Origin of the sequence: Corallococcus sp. BB11-1 (genome assembly GCF_026626625.1) — a bacterium.
Classification (GTDB): Bacteria; Myxococcota; Myxococcia; order Myxococcales; family Myxococcaceae; genus Corallococcus; species Corallococcus soli.
The window spans coordinates 41,567-60,333 of sequence record NZ_JAPNJY010000001.1; the positions used below are offsets into that span (position 1 = coordinate 41,567).

Here is an 18,767-nt window from a genome sequence, read left to right on the forward strand (position 1 = left end):
TCCTGAAAGGTCTTGAAGGAGGCGAAAGGGGGTCAGCTCATCCACGAGCCGTCGGTGCGCGCGGACCACTTGCGCGTCACCTTCTTGCGGTGACTCCAGAAGTCGAGGCTGGACGGGCCGGTGATGTCGCCGTGGCCGAACTTCGACTCGCCCGTGCCGCCGAAGGAGAAGGGCTCGCGCGGCACCGGCACGCCCACGTTGACGCCCACCATGCCGGCCTTGGCGCCCTCCACCACCGTCTGCGCCACCGCGCCGTTGGTGGTGAAGATGGAGGCCGCGTTGCCGTACGGGGACGCGTTCTCCACCGCGAGCGCCGCCGACAGCGTGGTCACCCGCACGATGGACAGCACCGGGCCGAACAGCTCCAGCCGCGCGGCCTCCATGTCCGGCCGCACGCCGTCCAGCACCGTGGGGCCCAGCCAGTGGCCGTTCGCGTACAGCTCACCCGAGGGGCGCCGGCCGCGTCCATCCAGCAGCAGCAGCGCCCCGTCCGCCTTCGCCTTCGCGATGGCCGTCTCCAGCCGGTCCACCGCCCCCCGGTCGATGAGCGCGCCCATGCCCGGGCCGGGCTCCAGCCGCGCCGCGCGCTTGACGATGTCCTCCACCAGCGACTGCACGTTGCCCACCGCGAGCATCACGCTGGCCGCCATGCAGCGCTGGCCGGCGCACCCGGTGAACGAGTCCACCACCGCCTGCGGCGTCAGGTCCGGATCCGCGTCCGGCACGACGATGAGGTGGTTCTTCGCGCCGCCCAGCGCCAGCACGCGCTTGCCGTGGCGGCTGCCCTCCACGTACAGGCGCCGCGCCACCGGGGTGGAGCCCACGAAGGCCAGCGCCTTCACGTCCGGGTGCTCCACGAGCGCGTCCACCGTCGCCTTCGCGCCGTGCACGATGGAGAAGACCCCCGGTGGGTAGCCCGCCGCCACCATCAGCTCCCCCAGCGCGCACGCGGTGAGCGGCACCTTCTCCGAAGGCTTGAGGATGAAGGCGTTGCCCAGCGTCACGGCGATGGGGAACAGCCACAGGGGCACCATCGCGGGGAAGTTGAAGGGCGTGATGCCGGCGACGACGCCCAGCGGCTCGCGGCGGTACTCGCAGGTGACGCCCCGGCTCACCTCCAGGTGCGCGCCGCTGTCCATCTGCTGTAGCGACAGGGCGAAGTCACAGACCTCCAGGCCCTTGAGCAGGCCCGCGCGCCCCTCCGCCACCGTCTTGCCGGACTCGCTCGCGGCCAGGTGCGCCAGCCGCTCCAGGTGGCGCTCCAGCAGGCCCCGGAAGGCCTGGAGGCACTGGGTGCGCTCGCGCAGCGGCGTCAGCCCCCAGTCATGCGCCGCGATCCTCGCGGCCTCCACCGCCTGGGCGACCCCGGACGCGGTCGTCAGCGGCACCTGGCCGATGATCGCCCCCGTATAGGGACCGCGGACGTCCAGCGACTGCGCCTCCGTGGGCGACAGCCACTCCCCGCCCACGAGGTTACGGCAAGAGACAACGCTCTCGGGAAACCGAACCAAGGACACGCGCACCCCCCCGGTGTTGCGTGACGAATTGGCGGCAATGGTAGACGCAAGTCCACGACGCGCGGCAAGCCGGCGGGGCGCGACGGTGTCCTCGCCTGATCGGAAGCGATGGATCTCCGAATGTTGGTGTGTCGCAAACCCGACCGATGCCCGGACGGGGTGTTCAACGCTGGCGGGTGGGCCAACGTGCGCGCCGCGCCTCGTCAGGCCTGGGCGAGCATCCGCTGGTGGCGCTCGGAGAGGCTGGCCGTGTCGATGCTGCCGCGCAGCTCCGCGATGGCGGTGGCGTCCTCGGTGTCCGGGTTGAGGCCCAGCGACATGGCCTCCAGGTACAGCTCCAGCGACAGGAGGAAGCGGGAGTCGGCGGTGAGGGGGTCCCCCTGCTCGCGCATCAGCTCGCCGTCCTCGCGCACCAGCTTCGCGAGCATCCGCACGCGGGCCCAGGTGCCGAGCAACCGCGAGGTGGACTCGGCGTCCGCCAGGATGAGCGTGCCGTACTCCATCCCCAGCACGGACAGGGACGTCTCACGGACGAGGGCGCGCGCGTCCCCGTACCGCTTCTCCTGCCGGGCCCGGAGGATGCTGGCGATGGCCGCGACGAACTGCTCGACGGCCCGCTCGATGAAGTCCTTGCGGAGGGACATGGGCTCGGGAGGCTAAGCGCGTCCTGCGGGGCACGCACCTTTCCCACCGATAACAACCGGCCCCGTTGCATGTAACCCAGGGGGTTTCTTGTTTTCAGCGACTGACCGGCGGTCAGGCGCCGGGTGGCGGCGCGCCCTGTGTGACACCTGCCCGCGACAAGCAGGCGCGGGCCGTGAGGGGCCCTGGCTCAGCGCAGGTTCCGTCTCCCTGGGCTGGGGCGGTTGGCCGCGGCGGTCCTACCGTCACGGGCCACTGGGGCCTCACCGCGCACGTCTCCGGCTCCAGGCGTGGGAGGAGGCGAATCGGAGGCTGCGGCAGGCCCCCCAGGGCCGCCGCGAGGCAAGCCCCGCGCGAGGTGCTGCGGTGCGCACCTCCTCGCAGGCTCGGCGGCTCGCGCGAATGGAACTGGGTGCGCGGAGAGGCGGTGTGCCGCCCCAGCAGTCGATGGGTGCCTCCGCGAGCCTGACGGCCCGGCAGCAGCACCTGGTGGTGCACGACCTCGCGGGACCCGGTCGCGCACCGTCTCCAGTTGCCGGCGTCAGGTCTGACAGTGCCCCCTGTTGCACTTTCCGACGACAGGCTTCGGAGGAGGCGTCACAATCAGATACCTGATGCAGAAGCCTCCATCCGGCAGGGTGGTCTTGACCGTCTTTCCGTTGCTTGCCTGGCACGTGAGACTGCAACTCTCAACGTCTATGGCCGAAAAGTCAGGGACCACTTTGGCGGGTCCTCCAGTCGCCTTCATGCAGGCAGCAGTGGCGTCTCTTGTCCATCGAGGGTCCGCCTCTTCTGCCGTCGCAGTGAATGACAGGAAAAGAAGCGAGGTGGCTGCGAGTGCTGCGATGTGTATTTTCATTGGCTTGCTCCCGAGGAATGTGGTGTCGCCGCAGTGCAACACCTGTGCCCTTCCGCCCTGGGCTGCATCCAAGGGTGGAGAGCAGACGAGGCCCCAGCCGGACCTCCGCGTTGACACGCCAGATGGAGCGGCTGACGCGTCAGGTGGCCACGCGGCGTTCGTTTCGTTGACTCCCCGCCTGGGTCCTCTGGCCTGCCAACTTCATCAGGGGGTCAGGGACGAGCCCCAAGCGCCAGGCCGGGCGATCAGCACATGGCTCCTTCGTCCTCCTGGAGCTTCGTTCCGGGAGTCCGGCAAGGCGTCCCCCGCCACGGCGGTCGGTTGGACCCAGCGCCATCTCCAGCGGGGTAAAGACAGCCATCATGCGCGTCTTTGTCCCTTCCCTCCATCAAGCCCAGGCAGCCGTGTGGTGTCCTGACAGGCCCACGGGAAGGCCCCATGACAAACTGTCACGGTTCAATGGAGCGCGTGTGCGGCGCCACCAGGAAACGCCCCGCGTTGGGCGTCGGCACAGGTGTTGCTGATTCGTCTCCATGAAGGAGCCATGTCATGACGACGAAGAAGGCCGGGATTCATGCCGCGCTGTTGGGTGTCTGTCTTGTGGGAGGGGCTGCCGGGAGCGAGGAGGTGCGACTGACCGTCGAGGCCACCCCCCAACCGCTCGCCGACGCGGTGAAGCGACTGGAGACGCGCGAGGGCTGGGGCATCACCTATGAGGAGCCATTGGGCGCGTCTCCGCCGGGCGGCGCCATCGACCTGACCTACACCGTCACGGATGCCACCCGAAAGGAGGCGAAGCTTCAGGAAGAGGTGCTGAACCGGCTGATCGCCCAGCAGGCAGGACAGGCCGCGCCGCGCTTCCGCCTGATGCATGCCGGAGGGCTCTGGCACGTCACCCCCGTGCAGGGCTCCCCGCTGGACACGCTCATCACGCTGCCCCGCCAGGAGCGCCCCCTGGGGGAGGTCCTCCAGGCCCTCTGCGCCGAGGTCACGAAGCAGGGAGGAACACCGCTCGAATTGGGGAGCACGCGCGGCCTCCGGCTGGAGACCCCCACCCTGTTGGAGGCCACCTCCCGGGAGCCCGCCCGCACCGTGCTGGCGCGGGTGCTCAACAGCGGCTCCCAGCGCACGGCCTGGACCCTGCGCGGCCAGGGAGCGGAGAAGAAGTACGTCCTCTCACCGCACCGGATCTTTCGCATCGCCGGTGAAACACCACCACCCTCCACGCCTTCACCCTCCCGGGACGTGCCCTCGATGAAGCGCCTCCCTCCGGGCGGCTGACCCCGGCGTTCCAGCGCGGGCCGACGCACCACCGCCGCGCGTGCCCAGGCGCTTCCTGGCGAACGGGGCGCCTCGCGTCGCTTCAAGGAGTTCTCCCATCCGCTGAATGGATCCCGGCGAGCGTGGAGCCAGGGGCCGCCGCATTCCTCCTGATTCAACGACCCGACTTCCGGACCGGCTCCGTATCCAGTTCAAGCACGCCTCCCCGTGAAACACGGGTGATTCACGCGCGTGCCGCCGTCCATCCGCCGGGAGAGACACCGTGGGAGCGCAGTTCGCGCGGGCACAGCCGCGCCCGTCGTCCGAGGCACCGGAGCTGGAATGGGATGTCGGCGCCCCGCCCGTCATCGTCCGGGAGGACGTCACCGACCCGGAGCGCATCCGCGCCATCCTCACCACCGCCGTGGCCCTGGGCTCCCGCGCCCTGCTGCGCCGGGGAGACAGGGCTTCACCGCTGCGGCTTGAACGACTGGAGCGGGACACCGGGCGCCTGCATTGGAGGTGCGTGGCGCCGGACGCCGGTCCCTGCCACGTCGAACTCCAGGGTCACGGCTGCGTGTACCGGTTGCATGTCGCGGAGGGCCCCCACGCGGCGGGCGCGTGGGTGACGTCCCTGCCCTCGCGCATCGTCCAGGTGCGGCGCCGGGCTCACCGACGCGCCCCCTCCCCCAGGCACCTGTGTGTGAGATTGCCGCTGCCCGGGTGGCTCGGCCGGGAGCGCGGGGCGGTGGACCTGTCCCTGGGAGGACTGTCATTGCGGCTGGCCCCGGGCGAGCGCCTCTCCGTGGGCCGGTCGCTGGAGCCCATCGAGCTGCTCACGGAGGACGGAGCCCGGCTGTCATTGCGGGGAGAGGTGCGCCACGTCACCGCCTGCGCCGACGGGGCCCTCCACTGCGGCCTTCAGGTCACGCCTGGCTCCCGCGACGACGCGGAGCGCTGGCGGGCGCTGGTGGAGCAGGCACTCCACCCGACGACGCGCGCCGATGGAGCGCTGGTGGAGGCGCACTGGCGGCTGTTCAGCGACTCCGGCTACTTCGACCTGGCCGGTCGGTCCCCGGAGTGGTTCGAGGCGCGACGGGCGAGCTTCGTGGCGCTGGGACAGCGGGCCCGGGGGCTGGAGGCGGTCCTCTCCGAGGTGGTGTGGCCTTCGGAGCGCGGCGTGGAGGCGACGCTCTCCGTCATGAAGCCCTACCGCTCCGTGTGGATGGTGCACCAGTTGGCCCGGCACCCGGACGCTTCGCGGTACGAGCGCGCCAGGGGGCAGATGCTGCGCGACCTCTACGTGCGCGCCGTGGAGCACGCCCAGGCGGACAGCGGCTTCCGGTGGCTCGCGTCGTACATCGAATCGACCGTGCCCTTCACGCACCGCGTGCACGTCGGCTTCGCCGAACGGATGGCCCACACCGGGCGCACCTGCCTGCTGCCCATGCGGATGATTGACGTCGAGTGCGCGCCTCCCCAGGGACGGCAGGACTCCGAACTGGAGCTGGGGCCCGCGACGGAAGCCGAGCGCAGACGGCTCGCGGAGGAGCTCGCCCTCACCCGGCCCCCCTGCTACGCCGAAGCCCTGGACCTCCGGCTGGAGGCGCTGGACCTGGCGGACGCGGCGCGGTCTTGGCGGGCCCGGGGTCTGGAGCGCGAACGGCACCTGCTGGTCGCGCGCGCGGGAACGACGCCCCTGGCGGTGGCCGTGCTGGAGGTCGGTCCTCCGGGAACGAACCCCTTCCGCCTGTTGGACTCCGCGCGCCTGTTCCCGCTGTCCGCTCGCGGGAGGGACGCCTACCCCGCGCTGCTGGACGAAGCGCGCCGCTGGTTCGCGAGCCGGGGCCGCGACGGCTTCACCTTCCTGGCCGAAGCGCCCGGGGACGTCGAAGCCGCGGGCCTGCACGACGAGGCCCCGGAGATGAAGCCGTACCTCTGGCTCATCCCCGCCGACCTCGCGCCCGAGTTCCTGGAGCACCTCCACGAGCAGACGGCATGCCGTCCGCTCCCCATCCCCGACAAGGAGTTGTCATGAGCCTGATTGAGACGCACTACCTGCCGCACGTTCAGCAGCACCGAGCCCGCCTGGAGACGGACGCCGTGGTGCGCACGCTGCTGTCCCCGGACATCACCCCGCGCGTGATGGAGCGCTTCCTCATCGAGTGGTCCGCCCGGGGCGCCTACATGACCGAGCCGGTGGACGGGTGGATCCGCGGCGCGGGCGAGCGCTGCATCGCGCTGGGCGATGAGAAGGTCGGCCGGCAGCTCATCACCCACGCGAAGCACGAGGCCGGGCACCACCTGATGACCATTCAGGATGCCCGCGTGCTGGTGGCCACCTGGAACACGCGCCACGCGGACGTGCTGGACGCGGACACGCTGGTCGCGCAGGCCCCCACGGAGGCCATGCGCCAGTACCGGCAGGTGCACGACGAGGTCATCACCGGCGACCTGCCCCTGGGTCAGGCGGCCATCGAGTACGAGGTGGGCTACCTAACCGTGGTGCTGGTGCCGCGCATCCTGGCGAACGTGCGCGCGGTGCTGGGGCAGAAGACGTTGGACACGCTCACCTTCCTCCGGGAGCACGCGGAGGTGGACGTGGGCCACACCGCGCTCAATGAGCGGATGATGGAGGGCCTGCTGCGCACCCGTCCGGAAGAAGGCCGGCGGCTGGCGGAGTACGGCACGCGCGGCCTGGACTGCTACCTGCGCTTCCTGGACGACTGCATGCGCGTGGCCCAGGGCGCCGGCGGCATCTCCGCCGCGGCGGCCTGAACTCCGTCGCATGCAGGCCGTCAGCAAAGTGCCTGCTCGCCAACGAAGTCAGGGAACACGCCGCTTGAATTGGGGTAGGCCGAACCCCCAACCACAAGTCCTAGTAGGTGCAGGGCAACCTACGAGGCAGGGGCTTTTTTGCGTGGCCGTACCTCCTTGACTCCACGATCATCGACGATTATCACTGTCAGTAACACACCCGCCACGCCTCTGATTGGACTCTCAGTCACGCGCCTCTGGCGGGTTTTTTTATTTCTGCGCCCCGAGGGCACTGGCCCCGGATTCGCACACCTGGAATTGGGGAGAAGTATCTGGGTAAGCAATACACCAAGCCAGCCCTGACGTTCGACCAGCAGCTCACCCAATTGGAACAACGGGGGATGCTCGTCGCCAACCGCGATCATGCGTTGGCAGCCCTTGGACGCATCAGCTACTACCGGCTCAGTGCCTACTGGTATCCCTTCAGGAATGCGGATAGCAGTTTCGAACCTGGAACGACTTTCGAGAAGGTACTTGAACTCTATGAGTTCGACCGCCGACTTCGGCTCGTCGTTCTTGACGCCATCGAGCGGGTCGAGATCCTTGCACGCACACTCATCACATACACGATGGGTCATGGCCATGGTGCATTTGCCCATACGGATCCGTCCAACTTCACAGCGGGGTTCAGCCATGACGCCTGGCATCAGGAGTTGCTCAAGGAAATAGGGCGCGCCAAAGAGAAGTTCCTTGAGCATTTCCAGACCAACTACGTAGGCTTCCCGAATGTCCCCATCTGGATGGCCTCCGAGGTCATGTCCCTTGGAACCCTTTCCAAGATGTTCAAGGGGATGCAGACAAAGGACCAGCAAGAAGCCTTGAAGAGCTGGAATGTGCACCAGAGCGTGGCCGAGTCATGGCTTCACTCGCTCTCATACGTGCGCAATGTCTGTGCCCATCACGGAAGACTTTGGAACCGGGAACTCGCCATCCGGCCGCTTGTGCCCAAGCGCGCCACGGACTGGCCCGCCCTCAACAACAAACGCATCTACGCCATCCTCTGCGTCCTCAGGCAGCTGACACGCTCGGCGCATGGAGGAGAGGCCTGGGCCGGTTCGGTCCGGAATCTCCTGGCTGGGATGAATGGCAAGCCTCGCTGGCTGAACTCCATGGGCGTACCACCGCAGTGGGCGACACAATCCTTCTGGCGTGACCGCTCAAGCCTCGCCACACATGAAATCCATGCGCGGAAAGGCCAACACGCACTGCTCCGTTGGAAGCCGAAGAAGAAGTAGCCAACACCGGGATGCGTACCCAATGTCCTCGCCCACGCGGGCCGGAAAGTTGTTCGGGCCACTCGGCTCAATCTTGGTGATGCATCCGCGGCTTGCGTGACGTCCAGTCCTCGCGCAGCGCGGGCACGGAGACCCGCTCACCCTCCGGGCATCTCAACGCCGTCAGCCTGACACCGGACACGCAGCCGGTGTCCACGGCTTACGGTGTCGTGGCCCCACGCGGCCTCCGGTCTTCACTTCAGGGGCAGCATGAAGGCTTCCAGGTACACCTCCGGGCGGTCGATGTCGCCCGACGGCACGCGCTGGTAGCCCCGGCGCTCGTACATGCGCGCCACGCCCGTCGCGCCCCGGCGCACATGCAGGGTGATGGCGTCCACGCCCCAGCGCCTCGCGAGGACCTCCGTCTCCGCCAGCAGCGGCTGCGCCAGCCCCTGCCCGTGGAAGCGCACCGACGTGGCCAGCGCCCGCAGGTCCGCCGTGCGGGGCAGCCAGGATTCGGAGCCGGGCGAGCCGGGCGGGTACAGGGCCACCGTGCCCACGACCTCGCCGTCCAGTTCCGCCACCAGGATGGTGCACTCCTTCCGGCGCGAGGCCACGTCGCGCAGGAACGCCTTGCGCTGCTCGGAGTAGACGACCTCCGGCAGCTTCTTCGCGTACTGCGTGATGAAGGCTTCCACCAGCAGCTCGCCAATCGCCCCGTCATCCGCGGGGCCAGCCTCGCGGATGAGGATCCGCGCCACCACGTCCGTGCTCATGCGCCGCCCCCTATCACGCGGGCCGGGAGGGGGGACAGCGCGCCGTCACCCGTCACGAGTCCGTCCCCGGGGGCTCAGCCCTTCGTGTACGGCAGCTCGACCGTGAAGGTGGCCCCGCTGCCGGGCTCGCTTTCGACGCGGACCCCGCCGCCGTGGGCTTCGACCACCTGCCTGACCATCCAGAGCCCCAGCCCCAGGCCCCCGTAGCTGCTCGTCGGCACCGCACGCTCGAACCGGTCGAAGATGCGGGCCTGGGCGTCGAGCGGAATCCCGATGCCGTGGTCCTGGACCACGAGCTTCGCGCGGTCCCGCGACGCCTCCACCACCACCTCCACCGGCCTGCCCGCGCCGTACTTGAGCGCGTTGGAGAGCAGGTTCGTCACCACCTGCTCCAGCCGAGAGCGGTCCCACTCGCCCCACAGCGGCTGCTCGGCGCGCACCCGGAGCTGGCAGCCCGACCGGGCCACCTCCTCCGAGGAGAGGTCCACCGCGTCGAGCACGATGGCCGCCAGGTCACACGTCTCTGTCTGGAGCGCGAGCCGCCCCTCGCCGACGCGGACGACGTCCAGGAGCTCCTCCGTGAGCGTGCCCAGCCGCTGCACCTGCTGCCGCACCCGCTCCAGCCGCTCCTGCACCCGCGCATCGCCCGTCTCCCGCGCCAGCCGCGTGAGGGTGTGCAGTTGGAGCTGGAGGGTCGCGAGGGGCGTGCGCAGCTCGTGCCCGGCGACGGACAGGAAGTCATCGCGCAGCCGCACCGCCACCAGGAGCTCCTTCTCGATGCGCTTGCGGTGTTCAATCTCCGCTTCGAGCATCTTGGAGCGTTGCTGAAGGGCGGCGACCTCGCGCAGACGCAGCTCCTCCGCCGGCACCTGCGAATAGGCCTCGGTGGGGATGACGTGGGCATGCGCGCCGCAGACGGCGTGGAACACCCGCGCATCCTCCTGCGTCTGGAAGCCACCCAAGGCATAGGCGCAGAGCAGGCCCAACGGATGCGTCTTGCCCAGCGCGTTCCACTGCTCCTCCAGCAGCAGCGCGGCCTGGGGGTTTTGATCCTTCAGCAGCAGGTCCACCATCTCGCCGAAGGCACGAACGGTGCGCCCGCCAGAGGCACGGTGGCTCCTGTCGAGCACGTCCCCGATGACCTGCTGGAAGCGACTCCAGTCCGGCAGCCCGTCGACCATGAACCTCGCGAGGGTGGCCCGGGCATCGAGCAGGACGAGCCGCCCATCCTCCAGCGCTGGCTCCACGTCGAAGCCCAGGGCCTTCAACCGCGCCGTGCAGCCCTTCGTGTGGGCTTCCGAAGCGATGACGACGGCGGATTCACCGGCCTGGAAACCAGCGGCCAGGAACTTCGCGACCACGTCGAAGAGGAACGAGGGGTCTTCGTAGAACTGGACGCGGTGGTCGTTGCCTCCCGACGGATGCTGGCGTTGCGCCGTACCTCCGTGGGTTGAGCTCATGGAGCATCATACAACCCGCGAGCGGGTTCGCATCCATCCTGCCCCCCGGCTGCCACCTTGGTGGCATCACTCACGACCTCCGTGCCAGACGGACGTCGCGTTCCCCACGCTCGAAGTGATGAATCCTCTCCAAGGACACGGTGCCGCCCGGCAATCCCTCCCAAAGGCTTCCAGGGATGCCTCCGGGCGTTCGGGGAGCCGCCCGGCCGCATGCCAGCCCGCCCTCACGGAGCGCTGGCACACCGCTTCCGACGCGCGCCCTTGAGCGCCCAGGCCGCGAACAGCAGGCTCCCCGCCACCGCCGCGGCGCCGCCTCCGCCCGTGGTGCAGCCGCCCGTCGGCGCACCCGCATCCTCCGGATCCACGCCGGGCCTGGCCGTGGGCGCCTCCTGCGCCGGTCCCTCCGCGCCCCCTCCCGGCGGCGTGCCCGGGCCCGGGGGCCCGGGCGGCGTACCCGCGTCCGGTGACCCTGGCGGCGTGCCTGCGTCGGGGACCGGCGCCTCACCGGCGGTCAGCTCCTGATGACGCTGGATGAGCCGCAGCCGTGCCGCGTCGAACGCGGCGCCGTCGTCCGGCACGCGCGACGCGGCCGGGATCAGCTCCCGCGCCACCTTGCGCGCGAATCCCGGGTCGCCCGCGTCACTCACCGCCTTGAGCCATTCGTAGTCCTGCATGCCCTGACGGATGAGCTTCAGGCGCAGCGACGCCACCGGCACGTCCGTCGCCCCGCCAATCTCCGCCGGCGTGCCCGGGTAGAAGAGCGTCCCGTCCCCGTTGCCATTGAAGCGGTACTGGTCCGCCCACGCCGTGGAGAGCATGCCCACCGACTGGTAGTACAGCTCGCCCGTCGCGCCCTCCAGGAACGTCACCCACTCCATCGCGCGGGCCTTCGCCGCCGAGCGGTCCAGCATGTACGACGGCCACCCTGCCCCCGGCTTGTTCTCCGGGGCGTTGGTCCCATACGCACAGCCGTGGCTCATGCAACTCTGATACGCCCACAACGCCGTACCGGGACGCTCCAGGAACTCCGTGTACGTGTCGCGCTGGTTGCCCCGGTACACGCCCTCCGTGCCGTCCAGGTGGTTCACCAGCGGCACCACCGCGTCCACCAGGCCCTCCAGGTCGTGGTTGGCCATCTCGTGCGAGTTCGTCGTCAACATCGTGCGCAGCCCGGGCGCCGCGTCCCGCACCAGCGCCCCCGTCGCCTGCACCTGCGCGAAGCTCGTCCCGTAGGGCGGCTCGTCCCCCAGTTGCACGTAGGCCCGGTCCAGCCAGCCCTTCTGTCGCATGTGCGCGGTGAAGTCCGCCAGGTTCCGTGCGTCCAGCGGGCCCACGTACTCCAGGCTCGTCATCCGCGCGCCGGGCAGCCGCGTGGGCGCGGTGCCGTCCAGGTACGGGCCCCACGTCGCGTCGAAGTCGCTCCACACGGGCGGCCACGGCTTGCGCGGAAAGAGGCTGGAGAGCGTGAAGCGGTGCTCCAACGCCATCCGCTGGTAGCGCGCCAGCAGCGGCTCCAGCTCCTGCGGCGTACAGTCCTCCCGGCCCGTGTGCGCGCGGCAGACGTGCGGCGGCCACAGCAGGAACGCCGACGGCAGCGAGGACGTGCTCGGCAGCACCGCGTCCACCACCGTCAGCCTCGCCGTCACCTGTCGCTGGAAGCCCCCGTCCGCCTCCACCGTCACCGTGCCGGTGTACTCGCCGGGCGGCGCGTCCTCCGGCACGAGCACGTCCACCCAGATGGCGCGCGCCTCCTTCGCGGGCACGTCGAAGGGGAAGGCCTTGCGCTGCTCCCCGGCGACCTCGTCCGTGTCCGGCACCAGGCCGTCCGGCCACCGGCCCACCGGCTCCCCCGCCACCGACGCCTTCTTCGTGGTGACCAGCGCCTGGCGGTACAGCGTCACGTTCCGCCCCGTCAGCGTCGCCGGCCCCTCCAGCGCGGGCAGGCGGGCGCGCACGCCCTGGAGGCCCGTGTCCCCGCCGTGCAGCGCCACCTGGAAGGAGACGAACTCGTTGCGCGCCGCGGTGAGCCGCACCTCGGTGGCGCTCCGGGCCGCGGTCTGCGGCCTCACCTTCACCATCAGCCCCTCCCCCCAGACGGAGGGACCGGCCGCGAAGGCCGGCAGGGCCACGGACAGCGACAGCAGGGCGAGGCGCAACGGTCGAATCGCAGGCATGAGGCAAGAAACGCACGCACGCCCTCGCGGGCTTCCCGGGCGGAGCGCCCCTGTCCGCAGGGCGGGCAGGCGGGCAGCGATGCCTGCTCCGGCGCGGGGGCGCGGGTGACATGTCCGGAGGCGATGCCGAGGGGACAGGAGGCCCCTCCAGCGGCTTGCTCCCACGTCGGACGCGGTGCGACGCTCCCCGGCCTCATGGCCTTCTTCGAGGACCTCACGCCCTGCTCCGACCCCGGCGAGGGCGGCAAGCCCGTGCTCGCGGTGGGGTGGATCGACCACCTGCACCCGTATCCGCGCGGACACGCGTCACGGCGCTTCGTGATGCGGCTGGTGGAGCTGCTGGAGGACCCGTGGCAGCCCCGGCGCTCGCTCGGGTGGCATGACTGCGGCCTGTGCCGGTTCACGGAGGGCCCGCGCACCTTCGAATTGGAGGGCGGGCCCCGCGTGAAGCTGGGCACCAGCAACCTCTTCATCCCCGCGTATGACCGGCTCTACATCGCCCCGTCGATGATGGTGCACGCGGTGGACGCGCACGGGTACGGGCCGCCGGAGGAGTTCCAGAAGGCGGTGCTGGTGTGCCCGCCCATGCGCTCGCCCGCGTACCTGTCCGCGCTGCGCGACGTGGCCCCACCGTGGCTGCTGGAAGCAGGGCCCCTGCCCCGGCTGTCCCCGGGCGCGCGGCTGCGGGCGCGCTCGCGCCGCACCGTGCGGCTCACAGGAAATCGCCGATGACGCTCGGGAGCTGTTCGGCCAGCCTCTGAAGCAGACCCCGCTGCTTCCAGCCCTTCCAGTGGATCTCCCGGGAATGGGTGAGGTCCTGCTCGAAGGCGGCCTCCAGCGCCTTCGCCAGCGCCGGGTCCTCCACCATGACGGAGCCCTCCTCCGTGTGGTTGAGCGCCAGCGGATCCATGTTGGTGGAGCCCACGATGCCCAGCGCGTCGTCCGCGAGCAGCGTCTTGGAGTGCATCATGGAGATTTCGTACTCCCAGATGCGAACGCCCGCCTCCAGGAGCCGCGCATAGGACGCGCGCTGCGCCGTGAGCACGGGCTTCACGTCGTGGTGGCGGCCCGGCACCAGCACGCGCACGTCCACGCCCTGGCGCGCCTTCTCGATGAGCATGTCGCTCAAGGCTTCGGGCGGGATGAAGTACGAGTTGGCGATCCACAGCCGGCGCTTCGCCGACGCGATGGACAGGGCCCACATCTTCGACGCCTCCGACAGGAAGCGGTGGCTGGTGCTCGCGACGAAGCACGCCTGCGCGTCCCCCGCTGGCGCCAGGGGCGGGAAGGACTCCGGTGGCAGGAAGTCCCCGCCGGACTCCTGCCAGTTCCCCGCGAACGCCAGCTGCGCGCCGCGCACGACGGGCCCGCGCATGCGCACGTTGGTGTCGCGCCAGGTCTCCGCCGCGTCGCCGTTGCCCAGCCAGCTGCGCCAGATGCCGAAGCCGCCCGTCAGCGCGACCTCGCCGTCGCGAATCACCAGCTTGCGGTGCATGCGCGCGCGGATGCGCACCGCGTCCAGTGACGCCACCGTGCCCTGCATCGGGCGGTAGAGGCGCACGTCACAGCCCGCATCCGTGAGCACCGGGGCGACGATTTCGAAGTTCACGCTGCCCAGCGGATCCACGAGCACGCGGCACTGCACGCCGGCCCTGCGCTCGCGCAGCGCGATGATCAGCCGGTCCGACGGGATGCCCGGACGCCAGATGTAGCTGGCGATGTGGATGCTGGAGCGGGCCGCGCGGATCTCCTCCTCCATCGCGTCGAAGATGTGACCGTTCTGCACCAGCTCCACGCGGTTGCCCGGCTCCAGCGGCACCCCCAGCGTCTGGGTGATGGCGATGGAGCGCGCCGCTGGCGCCTCTGGCAGTGAGCGCAGGCGCAGGTCCTGCCGGTGGTTGGGGTACGGGCACCCCGCCGCGAGCAGGGCAATCAAGATGGGCCAGGCCAACCGCACGTTCACGAAGCTAGGGCAGCCCCCTCCCGTGCGCATCCACCGCGTGCGCGGGAGTGGAAGATGCCCCCGGAAGGCCCCGGACACCGTCCACCCGAGGACGGTTGCGCCGGGTGTCTCACGAGGCGGGTGGTGCCGGGCGGGCCGCGTGCGCACTGCTGGGAGCGGCATCGGACAGCGGCCCGCACGCGGAGGACGGACACGGACATGGAGCGACGCGGGAAGCGGCCGGCCTGGGACTGGAGTGTCCGGGCACTCCTGCTGGGGAGCCTGCTGGGGGCGCCCGTGGCGCTCGCGGCGGAGGCGCGGCTCGCGCAGGTGGAGACACCTGCCTCCTCCATGGGGCCACCGACGTTCGCGCCCCACCCGCCGGAAGCGCCTTCAACACAGGCCGGGTCATCGGCAGGGCCACCGACGTCCGAGCCCCGCTCGCCGGAAGCGCCCACGACTCAGGAGGAGCCCCCCGCGTCGCCCATGGAGTCCCCCGCCTCCACGGTGCAGCCCCCCCCGCTGGAGTCCATCCCCTCGGATGTGCCGCGCCTGGACACCGCGACGCCGCCACCCGCCGCGCCACCTCGCGCGCTGCGGCCCTTCATCCCGCACGGAGAACCCGACACGGACGCGAGGCTGTCCGGCGCGACGCTCGCCGCGCACGGAGGCGTCACGCTGGTGCCGCTGGCCTCCGTCTGGGTCGCCACGCGCGTGGGTGGCGACTCCCGCCTGGGCGCCACCGCCGCCGAGGCCGCCGCCGGCACCCTGGCGGCCTCCATTCCCGGACGCTTCCTCTTCGTCCACCCCTCCTATCCGCAGGGCCGGTGGCAGGAGCTGGAGGTGGGCGCGTTCGGCGCCGCCATGGTGGTGACGCCGCCCATCGCCGCGCTCGGCACCTGGGGCATGGGCGAGGTCGCGTTCGGCGACAGCGAGAACCGCGGCCACGCGTACCTGGGCGCGCTCGGCGGCGCGACCGCGGGGATGCTGCTCGGCATCGCCGCGCACGAAGGGCTGAAGCACCTGGCCGGCGACAGCGAACGGCTGGCCACCGTGCGCCGCTACCTCGCGTTCTCCCTCATCGGCACCGGCGCCACGGTGGGCTACCAGTGGAGCCGCACCCCCACGCAGCGGCGTTGACGCATTGTTTCGCCGCACCGATGTTTCATTTTTCTTCCCGCGTGCGGCGCCTTGGCGCCCTGCTCCCCACACCAGCGCACGGGCATGAAACATGCCCCGTGGCGCTGTCAGACGGAGCCCCTAGAGTTCGCCTCGCAGCACGAACACGACCCAGGGAGAAGACACCATGCAGGCTCGCAAGCACGTCCGCCACATCGCCTTCATCGCCGCTGTCGTCGCCACCGTGATGGGCATTGGCGTCGCCGTCGCGCCGGCCTCCGCCACCGCGGGGGACTGCACGCCCACCTGTTTCAAGAACCCCATCTCCGGGCAGATCACCTGTACGTACCCCTGCCCGTAGCGCCTCGCGGGCAGCGCGCGTAGAGGTCAGGGCCCCACCCGCGCATGTCGGGTCGGGGCCTTCTTCATGCCCGCGCCTACTCGGAGCGCATCGCCTCCACGGGGTCCAGCTTCGCCGCGCGCGCCGCCGGGTAGATGCCGAACGCCAGCCCCACCCCGCAGCTCATGGCCAGCGACACGGCCACGGCCCAGAGCGGCACCTCCGTGGGCAGTTGGATCATCCACCGCGCCAGCAGCGACAGGCCCACGCCCAGCGCCACGCCCAGCGCGCCGCCCACCAGCGACAGCACCACGGCCTCCAGCGCGAACTGCGCGAGGATGCGGTAGCGCTTGGCTCCCAGCGCCTTGCGGATGCCTATCTCCCGCGTCCGCTCCGTCACGGCCACCAGCATGATGTTCAGGATGCCGATGCCGCCCACCAGCAGCGACAGCAGGCACACGCCGAAGCTGGCCGCGGAGATGGCCGCGGACATGTTGTTGAACATCTCCGTGGTGCTCGCATTGGAGAAGATGAAGAAGTCGTCCGCCTGGTCCGGCTTGAGCCCGTGACGCCGGCGCATGAGCAGCGTCACCTCATCCTCCGCCCGCGACAGCACCTCCGCGGAGCGGGCCTGGATGCTGATGCGCAGGTCCCGGATGCCGAAGATGCCCGCGTACGTGGTGATGGGGATCATGGCCTGGTTGTCCTGGCTGCCGCCGCCCATGAACCCGCCCCGGCGCTTGAGCGTGCCCACCACCTGGAAGGTGCGCCCCAGGATGCGGAACTCGCGCCCCAGGGGGTCCATGCCCGGGTACAGCGTGTCCGCCAGGTCCGCGCCAATCACCGCCACCCGCCGCCCGTCCACCGTCTCCGCGTCCGTGAAGGGCCGCCCGGTGGCGATGCTGATGGCGTTCGTCTGGAAGTACTCCGACGTGCCGGCCCACACGTTCACGTTGGCCCGGGACTCGCGCTCGGAGGTGGACGCCTTCTGGCCGCCCTTGGAGTCCTCCGCCGCCGCCAGTCCAACGGACGGCTGCATCCGGATGGCGTCCAGGTCCGCGAAGGTGAAGCGCGGCCGGCGCGCCAGCTGCGCCGCCGACAGGTTTCCCTGGCCGAAGGGCAGCCGCTGCGCCTGGAAGCAGTTGGCGCCCAGGTCCGACAGCTGGTTGTTCACCTGGTTCTTCAGGCCCTCGATGAGCGACATCATCGCCACCACCGTGGTGACGCCGATGACGATGCCCAGGAGCGTCAGGAACGAGCGCAGCGGGTTGGAGCGGAACGTGCCGAACGCCAGCCGCACCGTGTCCCAGAATGCCATCCACATCGACGGGGTCTCCTCGCTGCTTCAGTCGTGGCGGAGGGCTTCCACCGGATCCAGGTTCGCCGCTCGCGCCGCCGGCCAGATGCCGAACAGCAGCCCCACCACCGCCGAAAAACCCACCCCGCCCGCCACCGTCAGCGGATCCACCCGGGCCGCCAGGGGCGTCAGGTAGTTCACCAGCCACGCGAGCCCCATGCCCACCGCGGTGCCCAGCGCGCCGCCCACCGCGGACACGCTGGCCGCCTCCATCAGGAACTGGAGGATGATGGTGTGCTTGCGCGCGCCCAGCGCCCGCCGGACGCCAATCTCCCGCGTCCGCTCGCGCACCGACACCAGCATGATGTTCATGATGCCGATGCCGCCCACCAGCAGCGTGATGAGCCCCACGCCCGTCGCCACGCCGTAGAGCGCGCCGGTGAGCTGGTTGTAGATGCTGGCCAGTTGGTCCGGCCGGTTGATGGCGAAGTCGTCCGGCGCGCCGGGCCTGGTGTTGCGCTCGCGGCGCAGCGTCTCCGTGAGCCGGTCCTGCACCACGGGGATGCGCTCCTGCGCGTCCACCGCGAGCACCAGCAGCGGGGAGCGCTTGCTGCCGAACTGCCCCATGAACGCGGGGTACGGGAGGATGACCGCCAGGTCCATGTTCTGCCCCAGCACCGTGCCGCGCTCCACCAGCGTGCCGACGATGCGGTAGGGCCGCTTGTCCACCAGGATGCGGTGGCCCACCGGGTTGATGCCCGGGAAGAGCACCTTCACCACCTCCGCGCCAATCACCGCCACCGCGGAGCGGTTGTCCACGTCCGCGTCGGTGAGGAAGCGCCCCGCGGCCATGTCCACGTTGGAGGTCACCACGTAGTCGGGGCTCGTGCCCAGCGTCTGCACGGACGCGAGCTTGCGCTCCTGGAACGACACCTCCGCGTTCTCGAAGTACAGGGGCGCCACCGCCACCACGTGCTCGGACGCGCCCCGCAGGGCGGGCACCAGGTCCAGCGACAGGTCCTTGCGGTTGCGGTACTCCCACCAGTCCCCGTTCATCACCCAGGGGAACTTGGAGACCTGGAGGGTGTTGGAGCCAATCTTCCCCAGCTGCTCCGCGAACGAGCTGTTCAACCCCTGGATGATGCCCACGATGGCCAGCAGCGTGCACACGCCCACGCCAATGCCCACCGTGGTGAGCAACGTGCGCAGCCGGTTGGAACGCAGTGAGGACAGCGCGATGCGCGCCCCCTCCCACACGTCGACCCGGAAATTCACCTGAACCACCCCTTTGAGCACGCTGGAGGCCGCGCGGCCCACCGCGCCGGGAAACCCCGGCGGGCGGGCCGCGTC

15 protein-coding genes are annotated in these 18,767 nt (G+C 70.4%); 7 read left to right on the forward strand and 8 right to left on the reverse strand.

The genetic code is table 11. The features are described from left to right. Positions 1-32 precede the first annotated feature (32 nt). Both mmsA and OV207_RS00160 read right to left on the reverse strand, forming a co-directional pair. Entirely contained in the window at positions 33-1,517 is a 1,485-nt protein-coding gene (gene mmsA, locus OV207_RS00155) for a CoA-acylating methylmalonate-semialdehyde dehydrogenase (protein WP_267551508.1), read from the reverse strand. A gap of 203 nt (positions 1,518-1,720) precedes the next feature. Continuing rightward, positions 1,721-2,161, reverse strand: a complete 441-nt coding sequence (locus OV207_RS00160) for a hypothetical protein (protein ID WP_193429493.1) — start codon at positions 2,159-2,161, stop codon at positions 1,721-1,723. Between the two features lie 1,406 nt (positions 2,162-3,567). On the opposite strand from OV207_RS00160, the gene OV207_RS00165 reads away from it, so the two are divergent. The 4 genes from OV207_RS00165 to OV207_RS00180 all read left to right on the forward strand — a co-directional run bounded on the left by OV207_RS00165 (position 3,568) and on the right by OV207_RS00180 (position 8,330). Beyond that, positions 3,568-4,299 (forward strand): hypothetical protein, encoded by a 732-nt coding sequence (locus OV207_RS00165; protein ID WP_267551509.1) that lies wholly within the window; start codon positions 3,568-3,570, stop codon positions 4,297-4,299. A gap of 262 nt (positions 4,300-4,561) precedes the next feature. Continuing rightward, complete coding sequence (locus OV207_RS00170) at positions 4,562-6,316, forward strand: PilZ domain-containing protein (RefSeq protein WP_267551510.1); 1,755 nt, start codon at positions 4,562-4,564, stop codon at positions 6,314-6,316. Further along, positions 6,313-7,056, forward strand: coding sequence for a hypothetical protein (locus OV207_RS00175; RefSeq protein WP_267551511.1), 744 nt, complete (start codon positions 6,313-6,315; stop codon positions 7,054-7,056). The genes OV207_RS00170 and OV207_RS00175 overlap by 4 nt, the downstream gene beginning before the upstream one ends. Before the next feature lie 380 nt (positions 7,057-7,436). Next, positions 7,437-8,330 (forward strand): Abi family protein, encoded by an 894-nt coding sequence (locus OV207_RS00180; RefSeq protein WP_267551513.1) that lies wholly within the window; start codon positions 7,437-7,439, stop codon positions 8,328-8,330. A 233-nt stretch (positions 8,331-8,563) separates the two neighbouring features. Here OV207_RS00180 and OV207_RS00185 read toward each other — a convergent pair whose 3' ends face one another. The 3 genes from OV207_RS00185 to OV207_RS00195 form a co-directional block, all read right to left on the reverse strand. Next, positions 8,564-9,085, reverse strand: a complete 522-nt coding sequence (locus OV207_RS00185) for a GNAT family N-acetyltransferase (protein ID WP_267551515.1) — start codon at positions 9,083-9,085, stop codon at positions 8,564-8,566. 74 nt (positions 9,086-9,159) lie between these two features. Next, entirely contained in the window at positions 9,160-10,545 is a 1,386-nt protein-coding gene (locus OV207_RS00190; RefSeq protein ID WP_267551517.1) for an ATP-binding protein, read from the reverse strand. A 224-nt stretch (positions 10,546-10,769) separates the two neighbouring features. After that, complete coding sequence (locus OV207_RS00195) at positions 10,770-12,719, reverse strand: DUF4091 domain-containing protein (RefSeq protein WP_267551519.1); 1,950 nt, start codon at positions 12,717-12,719, stop codon at positions 10,770-10,772. A gap of 195 nt (positions 12,720-12,914) precedes the next feature. Here OV207_RS00195 and OV207_RS00200 point away from each other — a divergent pair, with 195 nt between their 5' ends. Continuing rightward, positions 12,915-13,451 (forward strand): hypothetical protein, encoded by a 537-nt coding sequence (locus OV207_RS00200; protein ID WP_193429485.1) that lies wholly within the window; start codon positions 12,915-12,917, stop codon positions 13,449-13,451. Here OV207_RS00200 and OV207_RS00205 read toward each other — a convergent pair. Then, positions 13,432-14,676, reverse strand: coding sequence for a phospholipase D-like domain-containing protein (locus OV207_RS00205; protein WP_267552750.1), 1,245 nt, complete (start codon positions 14,674-14,676; stop codon positions 13,432-13,434). The two genes, OV207_RS00200 and OV207_RS00205, sit on opposite strands and share 20 nt — an antisense overlap. A 204-nt stretch (positions 14,677-14,880) precedes the next feature. On the opposite strand from OV207_RS00205, the gene OV207_RS00210 reads away from it, so the two are divergent. Both OV207_RS00210 and OV207_RS00215 read left to right on the forward strand, forming a co-directional pair. Next, a complete protein-coding gene (locus OV207_RS00210) occupies positions 14,881-15,801 on the forward strand; it encodes a hypothetical protein (RefSeq protein WP_267551521.1) in 921 nt (306 codons plus the stop codon). Between the two features lie 166 nt (positions 15,802-15,967). Continuing rightward, complete coding sequence (locus OV207_RS00215) at positions 15,968-16,141, forward strand: hypothetical protein (protein ID WP_167509822.1); 174 nt, start codon at positions 15,968-15,970, stop codon at positions 16,139-16,141. 76 nt (positions 16,142-16,217) lie between these two features. Here the strand turns inward: OV207_RS00215 and OV207_RS00220 are convergent, their stop codons facing one another. Continuing rightward, on the reverse strand, positions 16,218-17,438 hold the full coding sequence (locus OV207_RS00220; protein WP_193429483.1) for an ABC transporter permease: 1,221 nt from the start codon (positions 17,436-17,438) through the stop codon (positions 16,218-16,220). A gap of 27 nt (positions 17,439-17,465) precedes the next feature. After that, positions 17,466-18,692 (reverse strand): ABC transporter permease, encoded by a 1,227-nt coding sequence (locus tag OV207_RS00225; protein WP_267551524.1) that lies wholly within the window; start codon positions 18,690-18,692, stop codon positions 17,466-17,468. Positions 18,693-18,767 lie beyond the last annotated feature (75 nt).

Bases quoted from the DNA above. Each gene is read 5' to 3' on its own strand.
- OV207_RS00160 (WP_193429493.1), bottom strand. From the start codon at position 2,161: ATGTCCCTCCGCAAGGACTTCATCGAGCGGGCCGTCGAGCAGTTCGTC.
- OV207_RS00165 (WP_267551509.1), top strand. From the start codon at position 3,568: ATGACGACGAAGAAGGCCGGGATTCATGCCGCGCTGTTGGGTGTCTGT.
- OV207_RS00175 (WP_267551511.1), top strand. From the start codon at position 6,313: ATGAGCCTGATTGAGACGCACTACCTGCCGCACGTTCAGCAGCACCGA.
- OV207_RS00180 (WP_267551513.1), top strand. From the start codon at position 7,437: ATGCTCGTCGCCAACCGCGATCATGCGTTGGCAGCCCTTGGACGCATC.
- OV207_RS00185 (WP_267551515.1), bottom strand. From the start codon at position 9,085: ATGAGCACGGACGTGGTGGCGCGGATCCTCATCCGCGAGGCTGGCCCC.
- OV207_RS00190 (WP_267551517.1), bottom strand. From the start codon at position 10,545: ATGAGCTCAACCCACGGAGGTACGGCGCAACGCCAGCATCCGTCGGGA.
- OV207_RS00195 (WP_267551519.1), bottom strand. From the start codon at position 12,719: ATGCCTGCGATTCGACCGTTGCGCCTCGCCCTGCTGTCGCTGTCCGTG.
- OV207_RS00200 (WP_193429485.1), top strand. From the start codon at position 12,915: ATGGCCTTCTTCGAGGACCTCACGCCCTGCTCCGACCCCGGCGAGGGC.
- OV207_RS00210 (WP_267551521.1), top strand. From the start codon at position 14,881: ATGGAGCGACGCGGGAAGCGGCCGGCCTGGGACTGGAGTGTCCGGGCA.
- OV207_RS00215 (WP_167509822.1), top strand. From the start codon at position 15,968: ATGCAGGCTCGCAAGCACGTCCGCCACATCGCCTTCATCGCCGCTGTC.
- OV207_RS00220 (WP_193429483.1), bottom strand. From the start codon at position 17,438: ATGGCATTCTGGGACACGGTGCGGCTGGCGTTCGGCACGTTCCGCTCC.